The sequence below is a fragment of the Cohaesibacter marisflavi genome (assembly GCF_963665895.2).
GTDB classification, from domain to species: Bacteria; Pseudomonadota; Alphaproteobacteria; order Rhizobiales; family Cohaesibacteraceae; genus Cohaesibacter; species Cohaesibacter marisflavi.
In genome coordinates this window covers 4,052,489-4,069,410 of the sequence record NZ_OY762534.1, presented here as the reverse complement: position 1 = coordinate 4,069,410, position 16,922 = coordinate 4,052,489, and the positions used below count along the sequence as shown (strand labels likewise).

At 54.0% G+C, this 16,922-nt stretch carries 11 protein-coding genes; 5 read left to right on the top strand and 6 right to left on the bottom strand.

The annotated features are described in order from the left end of the window. The first annotated feature begins 24 nt into the window (after positions 1–24). Both ACKPCT_RS19230 and ACKPCT_RS19225 read left to right on the top strand, forming a co-directional pair. Positions 25–1,704: a type I secretion system permease/ATPase gene (locus ACKPCT_RS19230; protein ID WP_244544804.1), complete on the top strand. Its 1,680-nt coding sequence runs from the start codon at positions 25–27 to the stop codon at positions 1,702–1,704. Positions 1,705–1,710: 6 nt separating this feature from the next. After that, entirely contained in the window at positions 1,711–3,021 is a 1,311-nt protein-coding gene (locus tag ACKPCT_RS19225) for an HlyD family type I secretion periplasmic adaptor subunit (protein ID WP_319567674.1), read from the top strand. Between the two features lie 182 nt (positions 3,022–3,203). On the opposite strand, the gene ACKPCT_RS19220 is transcribed toward ACKPCT_RS19225, so the two are convergent. The 3 genes from ACKPCT_RS19220 to ACKPCT_RS19210 all read right to left on the bottom strand — a co-directional run bounded on the left by ACKPCT_RS19220 (position 3,204) and on the right by ACKPCT_RS19210 (position 9,029). Next, complete coding sequence (locus tag ACKPCT_RS19220) at positions 3,204–6,764, bottom strand: VWA domain-containing protein (protein ID WP_319567673.1); 3,561 nt, start codon at positions 6,762–6,764, stop codon at positions 3,204–3,206. Between the two features lie 380 nt (positions 6,765–7,144). Further along, on the bottom strand, positions 7,145–7,798 hold the full coding sequence (locus tag ACKPCT_RS19215) for a class I SAM-dependent methyltransferase (protein WP_090075325.1): 654 nt from the start codon (positions 7,796–7,798) through the stop codon (positions 7,145–7,147). Positions 7,799–7,802: 4 nt separating this feature from the next. Beyond that, on the bottom strand, positions 7,803–9,029 hold the full coding sequence (locus ACKPCT_RS19210; protein WP_319567672.1) for a DUF3419 family protein: 1,227 nt from the start codon (positions 9,027–9,029) through the stop codon (positions 7,803–7,805). A 253-nt stretch (positions 9,030–9,282) separates the two neighbouring features. Here ACKPCT_RS19210 and ACKPCT_RS19205 point away from each other — a divergent pair, with 253 nt between their 5' ends. From ACKPCT_RS19205 to ACKPCT_RS19195, 3 genes are read left to right on the top strand one after another with little or no spacing between them, the layout of a single operon-like run. Continuing rightward, complete coding sequence (locus ACKPCT_RS19205; protein WP_090075323.1) at positions 9,283–9,729, top strand: MarR family winged helix-turn-helix transcriptional regulator; 447 nt, start codon at positions 9,283–9,285, stop codon at positions 9,727–9,729. 6 nt (positions 9,730–9,735) lie between these two features. Beyond that, positions 9,736–11,436 (top strand): MFS transporter, encoded by a 1,701-nt coding sequence (locus tag ACKPCT_RS19200; RefSeq protein WP_319567671.1) that lies wholly within the window; start codon positions 9,736–9,738, stop codon positions 11,434–11,436. A 23-nt stretch (positions 11,437–11,459) separates the two neighbouring features. Next, on the top strand, positions 11,460–12,584 hold the full coding sequence (locus ACKPCT_RS19195) for an HlyD family secretion protein (RefSeq protein ID WP_319567670.1): 1,125 nt from the start codon (positions 11,460–11,462) through the stop codon (positions 12,582–12,584). Between the two features lie 111 nt (positions 12,585–12,695). Here ACKPCT_RS19195 and ACKPCT_RS19190 read toward each other — a convergent pair whose 3' ends face one another. From ACKPCT_RS19190 to ACKPCT_RS19180, 3 genes are all read right to left on the bottom strand, one after another. Then, the gene (locus tag ACKPCT_RS19190) at positions 12,696–13,703 is read right to left on the bottom strand and encodes a bile acid:sodium symporter family protein (RefSeq protein ID WP_319567669.1); all 1,008 of its coding nucleotides are present in this window, start codon (positions 13,701–13,703) and stop codon (positions 12,696–12,698) included. A gap of 128 nt (positions 13,704–13,831) precedes the next feature. Further along, positions 13,832–15,421: a gamma-glutamyltransferase family protein gene (locus tag ACKPCT_RS19185; RefSeq protein WP_319567668.1), complete on the bottom strand. Its 1,590-nt coding sequence runs from the start codon at positions 15,419–15,421 to the stop codon at positions 13,832–13,834. Further along, positions 15,405–16,922 (bottom strand): tripartite tricarboxylate transporter permease, encoded by a 1,518-nt coding sequence (locus tag ACKPCT_RS19180; RefSeq protein ID WP_319567667.1) that lies wholly within the window; start codon positions 16,920–16,922, stop codon positions 15,405–15,407. Before ACKPCT_RS19180 ends, ACKPCT_RS19185 begins: the two co-directional genes overlap by 17 nt.

Here is a 16,922-nt window from a genome sequence, read left to right as displayed (position 1 = left end):
CCCCCTGCGAAAGCAAACAGTAAATTGGTTAGTTTTTTCAAGAATACAGGTTGGGTCTGGGTTGGCGTTGGCTTACTGAGCGCCATCATTAATATTCTGATGCTGACAGGCCCGCTTTTTATGCTGCAAGTCTATGACCGCGTGCTATCGAGCAACTCTGTACCAACTCTCGTCGTCTTGGGCATCATCGCGATCACGCTTTATACCTTTTATGGCATTCTGGATATTCTGCGCAGTCGGATATTGTTGCGGATCGGCCAATATGTTGACGCGCGCATGTCCGAAAGCGTCTATCGAGCCTCGTCGACAGCCCCGATTATCACCGGCTCCAACGCATCAGCCGTTCGCCCGGTAAGTGACCTTGACAGAATCCGTCAGTTTCTCTCAAGCCCCGGCCCTGCCGCTCTGTTCGACAGCCCATGGATGCCGTTTTACCTGTTTATCGTCTATCTTTTCCATCCCATTCTGGGGCTTATCGGCCTGTTGGGGGCCATTGTCATCGGCATTCTGATCGCCCTTAACGAGTGGCTCTCCAGAACCCCCATCAAGGACGCAACACAGGAAGCTGCCGTGCGCAACGAGCTGGTGGAATCCTCACGTGCCAATGCCGAAGTGTCCAAGGCGATGGGCATGTTTGGCGACCTGCAACAGCGTTGGACCCGAAACAACGAAAGCTATCTGCGCAAACAGAAAACAGCCGCTGACCGCAATGGTTTTTTCACGTCGGTCACCAAGACCATCCGCCTGATGCTGCAATCCACCATTCTTGGCGTGGGGGCATGGCTTGCCATTCAACATGAAATCACGGCTGGCACAATGGTCGCAGGCTCTATCATGGTATCGCGCGCCCTTTCTCCCATCGAGCTTGCCATCAGCCAGTGGCGAGCCTTTGTCGGAGCCCGACAGTCCCATGCGCGCCTGATTGAGCTCATGAACAGGATGCCGGATCATGATGTCGATCTTGAATTACCCATTCCGCAAAACAATCTCTCCATTGAGCAGGCAAGCTGCGCCCCGATCGGCAGCCGAAAGGCCTTCATTGCACCGATGTCTCTCAAATTGAAGGCAGGGCAGGCTCTGGGCATCATCGGCCCTTCCGGATCGGGCAAGTCGACATTGGCAAAATGCATGGTCGGCATTCTGCCAGCCCTGAGCGGTGCGGTTCGCTTTGACGGGTCAGAACTCAATCATTGGTCAGAAGACAAACACAAGCATATCATCGGCTATCTGCCACAGGACTTACAGCTATTTCAGGGAACGGTGGCCCAGAATATCGCGCGCTTTGACGCCGCCGCCTCTTCAGAGGCGGTTATCGAAGCGGCTCGATTGGCTGATCTGCACGACATGATTTCCCGCCTGCCTGATGGCTATGACACTGTTATCGGGCCTGCTGGCTTTGCTCTTTCAGGGGGACAAATGCAGCGTATCGCGCTTGCAAGAGCGCTTTATGGCGATCCGTTCCTGATCGTATTGGACGAGCCCAATTCCAGCCTCGACAGTCAGGGCGAAGGCGCATTGACCAAAGCCCTGTTTGCCATGAAAGAAAAGGGATCGATCATTGTGGTCATCGCCCATCGCCCCAGCGCCCTTGCCGCAGTCGACTATGTTCTTTGTCTTAACGAAGGGCAGGTTCAGGCCATCGGCCCGAAAAATGAAGTTCTTGCCAAGGTCCTTTCACCTGTTTCCTCGCAAGGGGCTGCTTGATCCGCCATGAATAAGTCACTCGTAAAATCGATCACAAAAGAACTTCGCGTTCATCTCGTCATCGCCCTCATCCTGACGATCATCATTGTTGGCGGTCTGGGCGTTTCCAGTGCCTATTCAAACATTTCAAGCGCTGTCATCGCTTCCGGCTCGGTGGTTGTTGAAGGCAACCGCAAGAGAGTACAGCACCGCGAAGGGGGAACGGTTAAGGAGATTAACGTCAAGGAGGGCGACCCGGTCGCCGCTGGTGACATTCTCATTCGCCTTGACGACACATCCACCCGTGCCAATCTCGCCATCGTCACCAAACATCTTGCGCAATTGCGCGCCGCAGAGGCACGCTTGATCGCCGAACGCGATGGCCTTGAGGACATCGACTTTCCCGAAATTGACCCATCCGTTATGAGCAACAGCGAGAGGGAAGATCTGTATAAAAGCCACAGACAACTGTTGCTCTCCAAACGCAACGCCCTTGCTGGCAACAAGAGCCAGCTGCAAGAACAGATCAATCAGATCCGGACACAGATTGACGGTTTGCAAGTCCAGCGCGATGCCAAGAATGACGAAATTTCCCTTATCCAGAGCGACATCACGGCCAATGTGTCCCTTCTGGAAAAGCAGCTGGTCACAAAATCAAGGGTCAACACCCTAAAGCGCGAAAAAGCCGAGCTGGAAGGAGAATATGGGGCCTTTGTCTCGGATATCGCCCAGCTCAAGCAGGCCATCAGCGAGAAAAAGTTCCAGATCGTCCAGTTGGACGAGAATTATCAATCGTCGGTTCTGGAACAATATCACGAGACCGAAACAAAGATCGGACAACTGGAACAACAGGAAATCGCCGCACGGGAACAGCTCAGGCACATGGAAATCAAGGCTCCTCAGGACGGACGCGTCTTGCAGCTGGCCGTGCACACCATCGGGGCCGTTATTTCTCCGGGCGAAACTGTGATGATCATCGTTCCTTCCTCAGACAATCTGGTGATTGACGCCCAAGTCAGCCCAGCCCAGATCGATCGTTTGTCACCCGAACAGCAAGCCCGCCTGCGCTTTCCTGCCTTCGATCGCCGCACCACCCCAGAGCTTGCTGGCACGTTGCGGCTCATCTCTGCGGACCGCATCGTCGATAGCTCGACAGGCACAGCCTATTATCTGGTGCGCGTCACCATAAATGACGGAGAACTCAGTCGGCTGGGCGGCAAACTTCTGGTGCCCGGCATGCCGGTAGAGGTCTATCTGCAAACCGGATATAGAAGCATCATGTCCTACTTGATCAAACCCATGGTCGACCAGATCACCCATGCCTTCAAGGAACGCTAGCCCAAATAAAGTGACGGACCGGCAAGCGGCTAATCCCCGGCGAGGAACCCAATCGATCCATAGCGCCGCGGTTCAAATGCCCACCCCAAAAGCATGAAAAAATGAAAAAAGCAGCATCCTATAATGGGATGCTGCTTTTAGTTTATGCCTCAAGCTTCAGCCCAGAAGCAGTCAGCGATGCATCACAGAATGACATCACCCGCATTCAGCCCACCGATGTCGTTGATCTGAATTTCAAAATCAGCAACATTGTTACCGTTGTTATCTCCTCGAAGAACAACATCAGTGCCTGTATCGACCCACCAGACCGAATGCGCTTTGGCGACATGGCCCGTAAAAGCAAAGGCCTGATTGCCCGCAGCCGATGTGTTGGCATCAATCCCGGAAAGATCAATCTTGTCTTCCCCACGATCGAACTGGAAGATCTTGTCGCGGACAGCGGCCCCGACACGGCTTTCCAGAACCGTGTTGAAGTCGAACACGTCACGAACATTATCAACACCGGCATACATCCGGTCCATGCCATTGCCACCATTCAGGCGGTCAGCCCCGAGGTTACCTTGCAGGATATCGTTGCCGCTATTTCCGAACAGGCTGTCGGCACCATTTCTGCCATAAAGGGTATCATTGCCGTTGCCACCAAATAGGACATCATTATGATTGCCCCCATCCAGAATGTCATTGCCGTTGGCACCATCAAGCCGATCAGCGCCATCACCACCATTGAGGCGATCATTGCCTTTATAACCAAAGAGCTTGTCATTCCCTAACAGACCATTCAGGATATTATTTCCCAAATTGCCTTCAATCTTGTTGGCCAACCCGTTGCCAATCCCGTTGATGTTTGCCTTGCCCGTAAGGTTCAAATTTTCGACAAAAGCGCCATTCAGATTGAGAGAGAAGCTTGAAGTGCTATTGACGCTATCAATGCCCCCTTTGGCCACTTCGACGACTTTGTCGCCCCAACTTTCGACAAAATAGATGTCATTGCCAGCGCCACCCCGCATGGTATCAAGTCCATTGCCACCATAAAGGCTATCATTGCCATCACCACCGATCAGGGTATCCCGGCCATTGTTGCCATAAATTTTGTCATTTCCCGCAAAGCCATAGAGGACATTGTTGCCCGCATTCCCGGAAATAACATTATTGGCAGCGTTACCATAGCCTTTGAGATTGGCGTCACCCAAGAGGTTCAAGCTCTCGACATTCTGACCATCCTGCATCAAGCTAAACGAAATGTGCGAGTTGATCTTGTCGAACCCACCACGCGCATATTCGGTGACGGTATCGCGGGCCATATTGACATAATAGACGTCGTTGCCGCTACCACCCGACATTTTGTCAGCACCGGCACCGCCAAAGAGTACGTCATTCCCAGACATGCCTGACAAGACGTCATCGCCATGGCCACCATGAATAGTATCATTGCCGCCATTGCCCATGATGGTGTCACTGCCATCATTGCCGAACAAGATATCATCACCATCGCCAGTGCCTGCATTCTTCAATGTCACTCCCACTCTCGCTGTTGTATGAGCGGGATCAGACGCAACCATCCGGACTACGATCTGGTCATTGGCCGAAGTCGACAGGCCATTGACAGTGGCCGAGTATCTCAGGCCGAGAGGTGTACTGGTGAATTCGGCTGGCCTGATTGTTTCCACGACCTTGCCATTGACCAGAATTTCGATACGCGCAACTTCGCTTGCCTGCACAGGCGCACCGGTCAAACTGGAGGTCAGGGCAGACGGTGTCAGCACGCGTTCAGCGGTGTCGTTGTCCAGACCATCATCGACCAGATCCAGTACATCAATATTGGCACCGGTTCCCAAACCAATCGCCCGAATGGTTGCATTCAGCCCATTGGCCGCCAGCAAGGTCGAGACTTCATCTGAATAGGCTCCCTGATCGCCAGGTGCACCATCAGACATGAAGAAGACATGATTTTCGCCTGTCCCCATGCCATTAAGAGCCGTAATTGTCTGGTCGAGCGCAGCTTCAAAATAGGTACTTCCGCTAGCATTCAACGTTTCCAGAACACTGTCGACATTGCCCCCAACGGTCCCGTTATAAATGGTCGTGGCAGAACCCGAGAAGGCAACAACAGCCAGGTTGGAACCAGACAGTCCTGCACTCACCAGAGAATCTGTCACCGATTCATAAGCGGTAATGGCGCCATCGATGAGTTCGTTTGCATAGCCATCTCCGTTCATGTCCGGAACGGTTTCATTGCCGGAGAAGCTTGACCCCATCGAGCCGGAAACATCGATGACATAAACGATATTGAAATCGGATGTCTTCATCGCATCACGGCTAATGAAGCCGGACACATCAATGGAATTCGTATTCGATGTTGCAGGCAGAGTTGCAGAAATGGAGAGCTGCTGCTGCGTACTCGGTACGGTGACTGTATTGGACAGTGTCTGCAGATTATCATCATCGCCATAGATGATATCGTCACCATCTCCGCCCAAAATGACGTCAGCTCCGTTACCACCATGGACCGTGTCATTGCCACCATAGGCGCTTATGATGTCATTGCCATTTTTGCCATCCATCGTATCGGCAAGGTCTGTGCCTTCAAGAAAGTCTGGCCCGGCCGTCCCGATAATCGGGTTCTCAACGCCCAGCTCGAAAACCGATACGCCGCTTTCGCTGCTGCCCGTGGCAATAACATAGCTATGCCCATCAATGGTCACGATGTCTGAATAATCCGTCCCATAGAGATTGACGGTTTCATCGTCACTCACGGTATCCACCAACGTCAAAGACCCATCATTGCCCACGCTGAAGTAACTCAGACTACTATAGTTTGCACCATTGGTCATGAGATAGGTTTGGCCATTGAGCGTAAAGGTCTCTAGCCCCAAGACGCCACTAAGCTCTGTAGAATTGTCACTTTGAGTATTGAAGACGTTGGTCAGGGTTCCGTTAGCGGCCACAGAAAACACACTGACACCAGCAGAAGAGGAGCCACCAACAAACAAATATGTGGTTCCATTCACGACAGCAGTTGTCAGCTCCGTGGCATAAGACAGATTTAGATCGCCGGTATTCTCAACAGTATTGATAAAGGTCATCGTCCCGTTGGGATTCAACCGCATAACGGTGACGGCGCTGTCATAGTAACCGGCAACAAAAACATAAGTGCTCGTCCCGACCTTGGCGGTCGTTACGCCCATGGCGCCATTCAAGCCATAATTTACGTTGGACGCGTCATCATAATCAGACGTATTGACCAACGTACCATCGGTCCCGATTCTGAAAACGCTCACGCCATCATCATCTCGCCCGCTGGCGATCAAGAACTGGGTTGTTCCCACCGTTGTGACACTCATGCTACCGATCGTACCATCCAGTTCAACGGTGGAGCTTTCAGCCACGGTATCAACAGGTGTTAGCGTGCCATCATTATTGACCTTGAAGGAGGTGATGCCTTCCCCATAATAGCCATTTGAATTGGCAAACAGATAGGTGGAGCCTCCAATGGTGGTCGATGTTAGTGTTGAAACACTATCCAGCAGCGCGCTTGTCGTATCATTGTAGGATTCAACAGGCGTCAGGCTCCCGTCGGCCTCCAACTCGAAGACTGTGATTGCATCGTTGTATTGAGCGGCCACATACACATAGGTGTGGTCGCCGATGGTCAGGCTGTGCACCCCATATGCTGAGGACAGCCCGTTGTTTGAACCTGAAACATTATATCGGTTGACGAGTTCGGTGCGAATACCTGAAGCCATTTTTACTCTCCCCTTGAGAACGCGTAAGGCGCGAGTTAAGTTTTGTAATTATTGTATTTTCTGCTCTGGACACATTTATATCTAAATATTTCATTAAAGGGCTTTTGTGTCAATTTGACAATATTGATACCGATTCTCGCCGCCCATTTAACAGTTTGTTTACATTGAGAAATCCCAAATAAACGGCGGAATACTGCTACATCTGCCCTATGGGGATTGCGGTAGAGAAGATTATTTTGGACACATTTAAACAGAAATATTTTTATATAAAAACAACATCAGGCATCCAACACCAACATTCACAAGACTTCCAAAAGCGATCTAAACAGAAGAAATTCCAAAGTTTTGGAATGTAAAACCGGGGACTGCGAGGCACAAAATCAGAGCCGCAAATGGATCCGAGCAATCTGAGCGTAATTCCGAAACAAAGATGCATGCTCTATATTGACCGGCAGGCTCAGCGACAGGGTTTCAAGGGTCTCGGCAAGGGCCTCGCGAGGCGTGACATGAAACGTCGCCAGCCATGCCAACAACAGCAGCCTGAACCCCTTTGGCAACCGGGCCTGATCGCCAAAGTCAACAATATGCAGAGTGCCTCCCGGAGCAAGATGTCTGAGCGCTTCCCGGAGTGCACCTTGCCAATCCGGGATCATGGAAAGACTGTAGGACATGACGATATGATCGAACCCGTCCCGACCAAAAAGGCTCGTGGCATCAAAGGCACAGGCGTCGCCCTGCGCCAACTCAGTCCGTACGCCCAACTTGCCGCGCGCCGTGGCAAGCATCTGTTCTGATATATCCAGCCCATACAAAGAGCGTCCGGGATAACGCCTGCTGATGCAATCCAGATTCCGCCCGGTACCGCATGCGATCTCGAGAATATGAGCCCCTTCGGCGGGCTCCATCTGCATGATCAGCCGATCCCGTCCCAGCAGATAATATTTACGCGAGATATCATAGATCCGGCGTTGATAGCGGTAGATGTCATCCATCAATCCGGCATGGTTGCCTTGTGTCTCACCGGAACAAGCCATTCTCTCACCTGCCCATACGATATAGATGCACGCCACCATAAATCGCTGAGCGATCCTCAGCCGTTGCCTTGCGGGATGCTTCGTCGTCGTAGATCCATTGATCCAGCAGATGAGCAGACACGCGACCGGGCAAAATATCCTCAACACCACCTGTGCGGAACAGTACCCGCGCGCCCGACCGTGCGGTGCGGGTGATTTCAGTCCAGAGCTCGTTCAGCTGCCTGTCATTCATCCAGTCTTGCGCATCCAAAAGCACATAGACGCTCTTGCTGCCATTGGGCTGGCTCGCCAGCATCTCGGTAATGGATTGATTGGCAACCGTCACCCTGTCTGCGTTGGCACGCAGGATTTCGAAATACTGCGCCTCCAGATAGGGCGGAACAGGCCCCTTGCCATCCGGCGCATAGCCGCGATTGGCCGCCTGCCAGGCGAAGTAATTGTCCCCGATTTGAAAATCGCAAAGGAGCTTTCGCGTCCTTTCGCGCAGCACCGACACGATATCGCCATCCCGATCTGCTGCGAGCTTGTCATATTGCGCTGGCGGAATGCCAAGACCAAAGAGCAAGGAACGCCGTCTGGCAAGAAATCTCACAAAGCTTGTTTCAAAGAGCGGCGCAATCTGCTGCTCGAAAAACAAGGCCTGCTCCTCAAGTGTCTTGGCCTGCAACAGACTTTCAAACCGCACGCGACCAATGCGCGTTGCAAGATGAACCAGCCCGATAAAGCGCCCCAACAGCCCATGTCTGTATAGTCCCTTGCGAAACATGCTCTTGCGCTTGCCCACAAGAGAGGCTTTGTCCCAATAGCGCAGCGTATCCGCGTCAAGATGGGGTGCAAGATATTGATCAAAATGCGTGATGTTGTGAGGCCGGTTCGCATGGCCGAAAAAGTCATAGAAGCTCGCCTGATCTGGCAGGTGACGCGCAGCTGCGAGCTTGAGCCGGTTGAGCGCCACATGCGCAGGAGAGAGGTCCACCGCGGAGATTGAAGTTGGCTGGGCGCAGAGATAGGACATCACATTGCAACCACCCGAAGCAATGCAAACGATATCGTCATCGGAGCCAAGCTGCAGCGCAGTCATGTCCGCAACGGGGTCTTCCCAGATCTGGGCATAGACCAAGCCGCGAAAGAAGCGCCCGAATATATGCTCCAGCAAACCTTCCTGAGAGAATACGGCATCTGGATTGACCACCAGAGAAATGCGTTTCTTCACCGACAGAGATTGGTTCATATCACTTCCTAATATCAAGGGAACCTGCATGCACCGACCGCGATTCGGCAGGACAGATGCAGCGCGAACTCCAGTTCCGTTCGAATATTTCGCCAATGTTACAACTGAATGACCTTTTACCCGCTATTGCGGCAGCCGGCTTCAATGCCCTCCAAATCCCCTCTCATCAGGCTTGCCAAAGGACCAAACTCCGACAGACCCCTCAAAAATAAATAATTGACATACTAATAGTTAGCATACTATCTATTTTCTCATGAATGATCTTGAAGACCATCTGACAAAAGAATTTCTGGAATCCCTGACCAAGCTGAGCCGAAAGCTGAAAACGCTGTTCGATGCCCGCGTCACCGCTCATGGCCTAACTTACACCCGTGGCCGGGCCCTCATGCTTTTAGTCCGCTCGCCAGACATGACCCAACGGGAACTGGCGTGCCAACTAGGGCTTGAACAAGCCACTGTCGTGCGGCTACTCGACAGAATGGAAGATCATGATCTGATCCGCAGGCTTCCAGATGAACGAGACAGACGCGTCAAGAAGATCCATCTGACCGAGCAGGGAGAAGCAAGCGGCCAGTTGGTTAAATCAATTGGGGAGGCCATTCGCCAGGAGGTATTTGGCGATATACCAACAAGGGATCTGGAGGTCGCAATTTCCGTATTGCAATCAGCCTCGGCCTGCGTTGGCGAAAAAAGCGACTGAGCCTACATGTCAAATCTATCAGCAAAGCTGGTTGAGAAGCAGCCCACGGCTTCTCAAAAGGGCACAGCCAGCCCTGCCCCAACCGCGCCACCACCAAGGCCTAAAATCGCCAACCTGCCAAGACGCATGCCGCTGGGCCCTCGCCCCTTGCCGGTCAAGGCTGCCTATGTGCTGGTTGCCGTGATAGTCGGGCTCGCCTATGGCTTTGGCTTCAGCTCACTATCGGTCAATCTCTATCAGATTGCCGGCCCCATCGGCGCAACTCCGGCGGAAGCTTCCTGGCTGACGGCAGCCTATCTGGCACCCAATGTCAGCCTCACCTTGTTCCTTTTCAAGATCCGGCTGCAATATGGAATCCGCAAGTTTGCCGAGATCGCCATCATCGTGCATCTGCTGGTCTCACTTCTGGGACTGACGGTACACACTCTGCAAATGGCGCTCATAGTGGAATTTTTCTCAGGCATTGCGGGCGCGTCCCTCACGTCGCTAACCATGATCTACATGATGGAGACCCTGCCGCCCGCCAGAAAAATGACAATCGGCATCAGCCTTGGCGCCACCATGGTGACCCTCGGTCGTCCAATGGCCGGCATGGTTTCGCCTTATCTGCTCGATGTCTGGGGCGTTAAGGGCCTGTTCATGCTGGAATTCGGACTGACCTTGATGGCTATTGCCGCGATCTATGTCTGCCCCCTGCAATCTCCCGCCCGGCGCAAGGTAATCGAGAAGGCCGATTTCATCAGTTTTCCTGCGCTTGCCATCGCAATGGGCGGCTTTTGCATTCTCTGGACGGTCGGCACGACCTATTGGTGGACAGAGGCCCGTTGGCTTGGCTGGATCGTCGTGACCAGCCTTCTGGCTGCCACCCTGTTTGCTACCGTTGAGGTCAACCGCAAAACGCCCTTTATCGACATCCGCTGGCTGACATCGCGGGAGATCCTGCAATTCATCGTCGCCTTGTTCCTCTATCGAATTATCTGTTCGGAACAGACCACCGGTGCGGTGGGGTTCTTCAGGCAAATGGGTGTTGTCGGCGATCAGTTGATCCCCTTCTACGCAATGATCTTCGCCGTCTCCATTACGGCTGGCATCACTTGCTGCTTCGTGCTGAAAATCGGCAAGCAGATCTATCTGAAGATGTTTGCCCTTTTGCTTCTATGCATCGGCTCATGGATGAACAGTCATCTGACAATTCAGACGAGACCGGAACAGATGTATGTCTCGCAAGCCCTGATTGCCTTTGCCAGCGGCCTGTTCATGCCAGCAGCCATGTCCTTTGGCATGATTGCCGCCTTCCGCAAGGGTTTTGACTATATCATGTCCTTCATCTGCCTTTTCATCACGACGCAGAAGATTGGCGCCATGATGGGCTCGGCCTTCTTCAGAAGCTTTGTCATCATCAGAGAGAAATTCCATTCCCACGCCATTACCCAGTCGCTGGTCATGACAGACCCCGATGTGGCGCACCGCATCCAGCTTTATGGCCACAGCGTAGCTTCCGCGATCACTGATCCGGTCCAGCGCAGTGCGCAAGGGGTCGCCATGCTTGCCAGTGCCGCATCCCGTCAGGCTTATGTGCTGGCGTATAATGATGCCTTTTTGCTCATGGCCTTTCTCTCTGCTCTCACCTTTTGCCTGCTTGGTGTGGAACGCCTCATCCAGCTCCATCGGGCCAGAAAACAAACCATGGCTGCCACTGCGGCCTGACCATTACAAGATTGCTTTTTATCATGCCCAAATTTCTACGAACCATCGCAACCTATGTGGCCATCGCCCTTGGTCTGTGTGGCATCTTCGTGGTGCTCTATGTCTGGGGGTTGCCGCCCTTCAACGCAACGAACCTGCAACGCACCGAGGACGCCTATATCAAGGGGCGCGTCACAACGATCAGTCCGCAACTGGCCGGATATATCGTGGCTGTGCCTGTACAGGATTATCAGCATGTCACCAAGGGGCAAACACTGATCCGCATAGATGACCGCATCTATGTCCAACAGTTAGCTCAAGCCAAGGCAGCCTTGCAGGAAGCCGAAGTAACCCTGCAAAATGCCGATAGCAACGAAGAAACCGCCAAGGCTCAGGTCGATCAGGCCAAGGCTCAACGGGCCAGTACCAAGGCCGCTCTAGAAATCGCCCGCCTTAATCTCAACCGGACCAGCAAACTGCATGAAAAGGGATTTGCCGCCACCAGCCAGGCTGATCAATATCGCGCCACATTCAATCAGGCGCAGGCATCTCTTGATGCCCAGAAAGCCGCGCTCATTGTGGCTCAGCAGCACGTGCGCACCACCCACATCAACCGCGATGCTTTAACAGCTGCCGTTGCCAGCGCCAAAGCGCAGGTTGAGTTGGCCGAAATCAACCTTGAGCATACGCGCATCACCGCCCCGCGCGATGGGGTTCTGGGCACGATCGGCGTCCATGTAGGGCAATATGTTACGGCAGGCACTGCCGCCACCCATCTGGTTCCCAAAGAGGTCTGGGTGGTAGCCAACTACAAGGAGACCCAGCTGGCAAAAATGCGCATTGGCCAGCCGGTGAGCTTCACCGTGGATGCGCAGAATGACAGGCGCTTCACGGGCCATGTGGAACGCTTTTCTCCGGCGACGGGGTCTGAGTTCAGCGTGCTCAAATCAGACAATGCCACCGGCAACTTCACCAAGGTAGCCCAGCGGGTTCCTGTCCGAATTTCCATTGATAGCAATCAGGAAAATTCCAACCGACTTGTGCCCGGCATGTCTGTCATCACCATCGTCGACACATCTGTGCAGACAGACGAGGACAGCGCCAAAGGCGTAGGCGGCCTGTCATTGCCTGATGTGAAGATATCTAGGACGGCCCTCGCTCGGCGCTAGATTTCATATGCCAGCCGATCACGGCCACATATCAAATCATCAAACAAAAAGGGTGCCATACAAAACCGTATGGCACCCTTTTCATATTATCGGCATGGACTGTGAAACGTCTTACTTGGCCGTTCCATTGGCCAAAGCACCTTCTCCATTCGCAGCCAACTGCGCGCGGCCAGCCTTCTGCGAGACATAGGCGCAAACGAGCAACTGGCTCATATGGTAGATCATGATCGGCAGCACGATGGCGCCAACCCTGTCAGCCGCAAACAGCGCGCTGGCAATGGGCAACCCGCTGGCAAGGCTCTTGGTTGAACCGCAATAGAACAGCACCGCCCGGTCTGGATAATCAAGCTTGAACAGCCGACCGCCAAACACCATGGCTGCCATGGTCAAAGCCAGAAAAATAAGGATGACGACAAACAGCATCGCCAGACTGGTCATCGGAATTGCACTCCACAAGCCCGAGGTCGTGCCCGAACTGAACGCCTTGTAGACAATCAGCAAGATGGACCCGCGATCCACGATCATGGTCAGGAATTTATGCTTGGCGATAAAAGCACCGATAAGCGGCCGCGCCAGCTGGCCCAGAATGAAGGGCAAGAGGATTTGCGTGCTGATCTTTACCACCGCATCAAAACTCACCCCGCCATTGCCCTGATGCATCAACAGAGCCACAAGCGCGGGCGTCAACGCCACACCGATCATGTTTGAAACGGAAGCCGCGCAAATGGCTGCAGGCACATTCCCCCCGGCAATCGAGGTGAAGGCAATGGAAGACTGAACCGTGGAAGGCAGCACCGCCAGAAACAGCAGCCCCAGCGTCACCGTACCGCCAAGCAGCGGACCAAAGATGGCCGCCAGTGCCAGACCGATAATAGGGATCACCAGATAGGTGGCCAGAAAGGTAAGCCCCTGAAGACGCCAGTTCATCAGGCCCGCCTTGACAGAGCTGGCATCAAGCTTGGCACCATAGAGAAAAAAGAGCAGCGCCACCGCCCAGAAAGTCACATGACCAAGCCCGACCATGGCGATACCATGGGCCGGGATAAGCAAACCAAGACATACTGTCGCGATCAGCAGCACCATATAGGTGTCGATACCAATGCGTTTGAGAAAATTCATGATTCCTCCGATTATAAGATCTGGTCGCGTGCCAGTCTGCTTCTTATTACTTCTGCCTTGAGCGCCCCTTCATGCTTCAAACAACAAAGGAACGCTCTATATTTCGCCTCAAAGGACCTTTCAAGCACCTAGAACCCTGCGGCCTGCCCATCCTTTCGAGGATCGGACCCGGCAGCATAGCCCCCGTCTGGCAGCTTCTGGACTAGCTGTGCCCCGCCAAAGCCGAAGGCATTGTCGGGCGATTCAATCTGGATGCGATGACCAAGATCCGTAAGCCCTTCCAGAAGCGCTTCAGGCATGGTCGGCTCGCACGCCACATCGAGATTCTCGATCATGCGCCAGCGCGGTGCATCGGCGGCGGTTTGCACATCCTGATCCCAAAGCTGGGTTCTGAGCAAGAGCTGCATATGGCCCTGTGCCTGAATTGGTCCACCCATCATGCCAAAGGCCATTAGCGGTGCCCCATTTTTCATGGCAAAGCCGGGGATGATCGTATGGAACGGGCGCTTTTTCGGCCCCACACAATTGGGATGTCCCTCTTCCGTAACGAAGCCAAAGCCGCGATTCTGAAGTGCAATCCCGGTTTCGGGCACAACAACGCCTGAGCCAAAGCCCGCATAGTTGGACTGGATGAAGCTGACCATCATGCCGGACGCATCGGCAGTGTTGAGCAACACCGTGCCGCCGCGCTTGGGGGCACCATGACCGAGATTTTGAGCCTGATCCATGCTGATCAGGGCGGCCCGCGCCTTCAGATAATCTGGATCGAGCAAGGCCGTTTCCGGCACTTCGGTCATGAAGCGACGGTCAGCCACAAAGCGATGCAAATCGCTGTAAGCCAGCTTGATGGCTTCAAGCTGAAGATGCACAGCAGCCAGATCATCCGGACCGTGGTCGCGGATGGACGTATTCTCAAGAATACCCAGCGCCATCAAGGCGGCGATCCCCTGTCCGTTGGGCGGAATCTCGTGCAAGTCCACATCATCAAAGCTTTGGCTGATGGTGCCGCACCAATCGGCCTCGTGCTCGGCCAGATCTTCTATTGCCATTGCGCCGCCATTGGCCTTGGCAAAGGCAACAATCTTCTCGGCAATCTCACCTTCATAAAAGGCCTTGCCATGGGTCTCGGCAATGGCTTTGAGGGTCTTCGCAGCCGCCTTGTTCACGAAGCGTTCGCCCGCCTTGGGCACGCGCCCACCGGGCATGAAATGATCTGCAAAACCGGGCTGGCTTTTCAGCGTTGCCGCGCCACGCGCCCACAGTTCACCAATGACAGGAGAGACAATAAAGCCTTCTTCCGCATAACGGATGGCTGGCGCCAGAACCTGGGCCAGATCGAGCTTGCCGAAGCGAGCCGAAAGCTCCACCCAGGCACTGATCGCACCGGGAACCGTCACACTATCCCAACCATGCTGTGGCATGCCATTGGGAAAGCGCTCTGGCTTCCAGGCTGCGGGAGCCCGACCAGATGCATTGAGGCCATGCAGTTGCTTGCCATCCCAGAGGATGCAGAAGGCATCGGACCCAAGGCCGTTGCCCGTGGGTTCAACAACGGTCAGGGTTGCAGCCGTAGCAATCGCCGCGTCAACGGCGTTGCCTCCCTTTTGCAGAATCGTCAGACCTGCCTGCGTGGCAAGAGGCTGCGATGTTGCGACGACATTGTCGGCAAGAACCGGTGAGCGGCGGGATGAATAAATGGGATCATGACGCAGCAGCATCGAAGAGCCTTTCTTCTGTCTTGCGTTTCTTCATATGTCCTCTGATGGCCCAGACAATCGAAACGACCGCAGCGATCAAGAACAAAAGACTGATTGGACGGGTGAAAAACAGGGTTGGATCCTCGTTGGTCATCAAGGCCCTGCGCAGGTTTGTTTCGGCAATCGGGCCCAGAATGACGCCCAGAACCAAGGGGGCAAGAGAATAGCCGAGCGCCCGCAAGGCATAGCCGAAGACGCCAATACAGCCCAACAGATACAAATCAGACACCCGGTTGTTAAGCGCAAATGCGCCAACCACACAACAAATCATCACCACCGGTACGATGATCCATTTGGGTACTTCTGCCACACGCAGGAAAAGGCGCATGGACAAGGTGGCAACGATCAACATGATGAAGGAAGCAACAGCCATGGCGATGAACATGCCATAGACCAGATCCGAGTGATCCATGATGAGGCGCGGGCCGACCGAGATGCCATGCACCATCAAGGATGCCATCAGGATGGCATCAACGGCCGAGCCGGGAATACCAAGCCCGATCATCGGTATAAGGCCGCCACCGGCAGTGGCCGAGTTGCCAGCCTCTGAGGCAACAATGCCGTCCGGCGTGCCTGTGCCGAAAGCGTCAGGATTTTTGGACGACCGTTTGGCCTGATCATAGGCCACAAGGTTGGCGATGGAGCCCCCCGCACCGGGAAGAGCGCCAATAAGCACACCGATGATCGAAGACCGAATAAGGTTGACCGGGCGGGTCAGAACCTCACGCATGACTTTCCATGTCTGGAAATCAATGGCGCCAGTCACCAGTTTACTGCCCGATTTTACGCTTTTGGCGTCTTCCACTTCTGAGGCGAGCTGCGAGATAGCATAAATGCCTATCAGCACGACGAGAAATGGCAGGCCTGTCTCAAGGGTTTCAAGACCGAAATCAAAGCGCGAACGCCCCAAGATCGGATCACTGCCAACCGTAGACATGGCCAGACCGATCAGCCCTGCGATCAAGCCGCGAATGACGGATTCGCCCACAAGGCTGGCAACGATGGTCAGAGCAAAGACAATGAGAGAGAAATATTCCCAAGGGCCCAGTTTGACAGCAATCATGGCCAGAGGAGGCGCGGCAACGATCAACACGATGGTGGAAATGACCGTGCCGAAAAAGGAAGCCCAGACCCCCATGGAAAGCGCGCGGCCCGCTTCGCCGCCACGGGCCATGGGAAAGGCGTCAAAAGTCGTGGCGACCGATGAGGGCGTGCCGGGAATGCCCAGCAGGGCTGCCGAAATGAGACCGCCTGTATAGCCACCGACATAAACCGATAACATCACTGCAATGCCCTGCAGGGGCTCCATGGTGAAGGTGAGCGGCAGCGTCAGCACGATGGCCATGGTCACCGTGAAGCCGGGAATGGCTGCTGCGACAATACCGGCGATGGATCCGGCGATCATATAGGCAAGCGTTGTGATCATAAAAATCTGCGAGGCGCCAATCAGGAAACTATCCAT